The following is a 561-nucleotide window of genomic DNA, read 5'->3' on the forward strand; positions in this document are numbered from 1 at the left end:
GTAGCTGTCGGCCACCGGCGCCGGCTGGGAAGGGGCTCCGGCCACCGCCGCCGCGACCGTGGGTGCGCCGCCCGCGACTTCCAGCGTGAGGATCAGCGCCCCTTCCGACACCTTGTCGCCCACGCTCAGCTTCAGCGAGCGGATGATCCCGGCTTCCGGGCTGGGAATTTCCATGGAAGCCTTGTCGCTCTCCAGGGTGATCAGCGAATCGCCCTTGGCGACGTGGTCTCCCCCGCGCACCAGCACCTCGATGACGTCGACGTCCTTGAAATCGCCGATATCGGGCACCCGCACGTTCTCGATGTAGCCGCCGCCGGCATCGCCCGGCGCCGCCTCGTGGCGCGGCGGGCGCTCCATCGTGGGACGCGGCTCGTCGGTGGCCACCTTGGCGTCGGCGCCGATCTCCAGGGTGAGAATGGCGCTGCCCGTGGAGACCTTGTCGCCGACCTTGACCCGCAATTCCCTGACGGTGCCGGAATAGGGGGATGGGATCTCCATGGAGGCCTTGTCGCTCTCCAGGGTGATCAGGGGATTGTCGATCTCAACGGCGTCGCCGGGCCG

The 561-nt window shown here is 68.8% G+C and carries 1 protein-coding gene; it reads right to left on the reverse strand.

The window, feature by feature from the left end; genetic code table 11:
* Positions 1-561 (reverse strand): biotin/lipoyl-containing protein (locus tag ACQY5R_RS18280; RefSeq protein ID WP_428610720.1); only part of this gene is annotated, 561 nt, incomplete at both ends.

The organism is Sedimenticola sp. (assembly GCF_050289425.1).
GTDB lineage: Bacteria > Pseudomonadota > Gammaproteobacteria > Chromatiales > Chromatiaceae > Sedimenticola.